Raw genomic sequence first — 3,247 nt, 5'->3', positions numbered from 1 at the left:
GCCATTCAAACGAATGATCATGATTTCCCTAGCTCTGCAACAGGCAGTGTTATTCCTCATGGGTTTTATGACCTCAAACGAAACACAGGATATATCACGCTTGGAACGAGTCATGATACCAGTGAATTTGCCTGTGATAGCTTATTTCAATGGTGGGTAAACGAGGGTATTATTCATTATCCTAAAGCAAAATCATTGTTGATCCTTTGCGATGGTGGAGGGAGTAACAGCTCACGGCACTACATTTTTAAAGAAGATTTACAAAAGACTGCGAATGCACTTGGATTGGAAATTAGGATTGCCCACTATCCTCCTTATACCTCCAAGTATAATCCCATTGAACATCGTTTTTTTCCTCATGTGACTCGTGCTTGTGAAGGTGTTGTATTTGACTCGGTTGAAACAGTTAAAACATTGATTTCTAGAACATCAACGTCAAAAGGACTAACAACAATTGTTCACATACTCGACAAAATATACGAGACAGGACGAAAATATGCCGCTGACTTCAAAGAAATAATGCCGATTGTATTTGATACACATTTACCAAAATGGAATTACCGTGCAATTCCTCAAGAATAATTAATATCGGGAAGTTGTTTCGTGCTTATTCCTTAGGGTCTAGCGTAAAGAAATCGTTTCATTGCGTCCTTTAGTTTCAAAGTCTAGTTTTCCTTCACAAGCTAACCAGCCTATTGCGCGTTGAACTTCTCTTTTGTTCAGTTTTGTGACGGTAGTTATCTTTGTTGCACTCGCTGGGCCATTTTCATCTAGAAAAGACCAGATTTTTCCTGCAGCTGTACCGATTGAATCACTCATTGTTTTGCCTCATTAAATAAATATAAAAAAAATTAAGATTGTGGTTGTTCCGGAAGAACGATATTAAGTTCTAGGGTTTCCTGTTCATCGTCGCTATCAAAAGTAACTGAGACATCATTCAGGTCAATTTGAATGTATTTCTGGATGACTTTTAATAGTTCTTTTTGTAGTTCGGGTAGGTAGGACGGCTGATTGCGTGCGCTTCTTTCGTGTGCAACAAGAATTCGCAAGCGTTCTTTAGCTAATTTAGCGGAGTTGGGTTTAGTTGTTTTAAAATAGTCCAGTAAGCTCATTACTTGCTCCTAAATAAACGACCAAATAGTCCTTTTTTGTCTTCATCGATAAACCTATGGGGTTTATCTTCACCCAGATAGCGGGCTACGATATCAGCGTATGCCTGACCCGCGTTACTGTCTTCATCCAGAATTACGGGAGTACCCGAGTTAGAAGCATTGAGTACGGACTGTGATTCTGGAATAACGCCAAGCAGATGCAGAGATAAAATATCCTGCACATCTTCAACACTTAGCATTTCACCTAGTTTTACGCGTTTAGGATCGTAACGAGAGAGTAAAAGATATTCATTTATAGGTTCATCGCCATTTTCTGCACGTTTTGATTTGCTGGATAAAATACCTAGCATACGATCAGAATCCCGAACTGAAGCAATTTCCGGGTTGGTAATAACAAAGGCATCATCAGCAAAATACATTGCCAGGTTAGCGCCGCGCTCAATACCTGCTGGTGAATCGCAAACTATATATTTAAAAGTCTTGGATAGTTCTTCCAGTATTTTACCAACGCCTTCTTTGGTTAAAGCATCTTTATATCGAGTTTGTGAGGCAGGTAATATATATAACTGCTTGCAACGTTTATCTCTAATAAGAGCCTGGTTTAAAGTTGCTTCGTCATTGATAACGTTAACAAAATCGTAAACAACTCGGCGTTCACAACCTAAGATAAGGTCCAGGTTACGCAGGCCGACATCAAAATCTATAACGGCAGTTTTATGACCTTTTTTAGCGAGCCCCATGGCAATAGCGGCGCTAGTTGTGGTTTTACCAACTCCGCCTTTTCCAGAAGTTACTACGATAATTCTAGCCAATGGTTTGTCTCCTAAATTTTTTGGATAATGAGTGCTTGTTTGCTTAAATAAATTTGTACGGGGGCATTGCGGTCTGACTCGATGATGTCTTCACTGACACGGTAGTTTCCTGCAATAGAAATTAATTCAGCCTGTAAGTCAGAGCAAAAAATACGTGCATTTTCGTTGCCTTGTACGCCTGCTAAGGCACGGCCTCTAAGCGTGCCGTAAACATGAATATTGCCTTCCGCCATGATTTCAGAGCCTGCGCTAACCTGTGCAATAACAGCTAGGTCACCTTCTGCATAGACACGCTGCCCCGAGCGTATAGGCTGGGTAACAATGGTGGTTTCAACGCTGGTTTCCTGTTGTTTTTCAGGGTTTTCTGTTTTTGCTAGCTTGGTTTCTTTACTGGCTATCGTAAGAGGTTTGCGTGCATTGTTACCACCGAGAGCGGATAAGGCTGGTAGCATTAAAGCATTTGCTGCTTGCTGTTGCTCTTTTGTGCCGCCGCGAATACCGATCGGAAACATGCCTGCATTTCGAATAGCATCAACTAATAAGGCGATGTCTAATTCTTGATTTGCTAGAGCCTGCAGGTCTATCAGTAATGATGAATTAGTAAAGAATTCAGGAGCCTGTTTGATTTTTTCATTTAATTGATGCGTTATGGCTGTAATATCCGTACTAAATAAATTTAGAGATGGGATTGTAACCACGCCGCTTTTAAACTCAAAAGCAGGTGAATTTGATGGTGTAGGTTGAGAGTCGGTGGGCATTGAAAAATTAAAAATAACTAGCTAATAGTGTGATTCTATCATTGCTAATATAAAAAAAATACTATGCTAAAAAAATATATTAATTTAGCGTAGGAAAAGGTTTTTATTCTTAAGTCTCTCTTAATGTTAGGGAAAATAAGTTACCCACAGAACCTGTGGATAACTTTGTGTATAAAGCAAGGAAAAGTACACTTAAAGCTTACTTATTAAGTGTGGACACTAGATTGTATGAAAAAACTACAATCTAATAAATCCCTTTAATATCATGTTGTTGTGTTTGTCAGTGTCTTGAAAAGGCAATAGGATATTAGTTTTCTTACGCAAACCCCGAACTTGTGTGTAACTAATTGGGTGGTGGGTTAAATCTGTTATTAGGCATGAATATCTCGTCCAAATTCGACTTTATTAATTAATAGTCCAATGACAATATCATGCATTTGTTCTATTTTGGAAAAACAGATTGTTCGACGCGTTAAGCGTTTAACCCATGTTCTAAAATTTAGGTTTTTTCGTTCAATTTTTTGAGTGTTTTGTTTGCCTATTTCATGTTCATTTACATCTAAGT

6 protein-coding genes are annotated in these 3,247 nt (G+C 38.8%); 1 reads left to right on the top strand and 5 read right to left on the bottom strand.

Annotation, left to right across the window (positions count from 1 at the left end; genetic code table 11):
- Positions 1-582, top strand: a 582-nt coding sequence (locus CDZ78_RS07140) for an ISAzo13 family transposase (protein ID WP_140413923.1), incomplete at its 5' end; no start/stop codon positions are given.
- Between the two features lie 39 nt (positions 583-621).
- On the opposite strand, the gene CDZ78_RS07135 is transcribed toward CDZ78_RS07140, so the two are convergent.
- The 5 genes from CDZ78_RS07135 to CDZ78_RS07115 form a co-directional block, all read right to left on the bottom strand.
- Complete coding sequence (locus CDZ78_RS07135; RefSeq protein ID WP_087869387.1) at positions 622-819, bottom strand: winged helix-turn-helix domain-containing protein; 198 nt, start codon at positions 817-819, stop codon at positions 622-624.
- A gap of 32 nt (positions 820-851) precedes the next feature.
- Positions 852-1,112 carry a cell division topological specificity factor MinE gene (gene minE, locus CDZ78_RS07130; RefSeq protein WP_087869386.1) on the bottom strand — a complete coding sequence of 87 codons (261 nt, stop codon included), beginning with the start codon at positions 1,110-1,112 and terminating at the stop codon, positions 852-854.
- Entirely contained in the window at positions 1,112-1,924 is an 813-nt protein-coding gene (minD, locus tag CDZ78_RS07125) for a septum site-determining protein MinD (RefSeq protein WP_087869385.1), read from the bottom strand. Before minD ends, minE begins: the two co-directional genes overlap by 1 nt.
- Before the next feature lie 11 nt (positions 1,925-1,935).
- Complete coding sequence (gene minC / locus CDZ78_RS07120; RefSeq protein WP_087869384.1) at positions 1,936-2,682, bottom strand: septum site-determining protein MinC; 747 nt, start codon at positions 2,680-2,682, stop codon at positions 1,936-1,938.
- A gap of 371 nt (positions 2,683-3,053) precedes the next feature.
- Positions 3,054-3,247 (bottom strand): IS1 family transposase (locus CDZ78_RS07115; RefSeq protein ID WP_244559180.1); only part of this gene is annotated, 194 nt, incomplete at its 5' end.

This window comes from Bathymodiolus platifrons methanotrophic gill symbiont (assembly GCF_002189065.1).
GTDB lineage: Bacteria > Pseudomonadota > Gammaproteobacteria > Methylococcales > Methylomonadaceae > Methyloprofundus.
Note: the sequence above shows the minus strand (reverse complement) of the source record. Positions and strands in the feature narration are given on the sequence as shown.

What these genes read in the sequence shown, in the direction of transcription:
- minC (WP_087869384.1), bottom strand. Translation starts at nt 2,682, where the DNA reads ATGCCCACCGACTCTCAACCTACACCATCAAATTCACCTGCTTTTGAG.
- minE (WP_087869386.1), bottom strand. Translation starts at nt 1,112, where the DNA reads ATGAGCTTACTGGACTATTTTAAAACAACTAAACCCAACTCCGCTAAA.
- CDZ78_RS07135 (WP_087869387.1), bottom strand. Translation starts at nt 819, where the DNA reads ATGAGTGATTCAATCGGTACAGCTGCAGGAAAAATCTGGTCTTTTCTA.